The following is a 499-nucleotide window of genomic DNA, read 5'->3' on the forward strand; positions in this document are numbered from 1 at the left end:
CTTCGACAAGCACGACCTCATCGGGGCGCAACAGGTGCGGTTCACGGCTGATGCCGACACCGTCGGAACCGGGCTCCTCGTCGACGGTTGTTTCGGCGGCGGGAACGAAGGCAGTGCGCATTAACGCGTCGGCGATGGCCTGGTGCAGGGCGGCGTCCAGCTCGCCCGCCCCGAGCGGGCCGGGCACCAACGTGAGCGCCTCCGGCGTGGCGAACGACGCGACCAGGCGTGCGTACGCGGTACCCACCTGTTGCACGAGATGATCGGTGAATCGGCCCGGAGCCACCCGCCGGCGGGTGGAGTCGAGTGGGAAGTCCGCGATGACCAGCGCCGGCAGATCGACTCGGTCGTCGGTGGGGGTCGGCGCGTGTGCGACGTTCAGCACCGACGCCGGCAGCTCGGCGGGTCTGACACCGGCGTGCGAGCCGGCCGGGGAAGTGGGCTCGGCCGCGGGCCACATCTGCGACGTCGGGCCGCGTTGATCGCCGTCAGGCACGGC

At 71.5% G+C, this 499-nt stretch carries 1 pseudogene; it reads right to left on the reverse strand.

The features are described 5' to 3' along the window. Positions 1 to 499: pseudogene (locus ELR45_RS35800) on the reverse strand (hypothetical protein); the annotation flags it as partial.

Source organism: Phytoactinopolyspora endophytica, from assembly GCF_004138495.1.
Lineage (GTDB): Bacteria > Actinomycetota > Actinomycetes > Jiangellales > Jiangellaceae > Phytoactinopolyspora > Phytoactinopolyspora endophytica.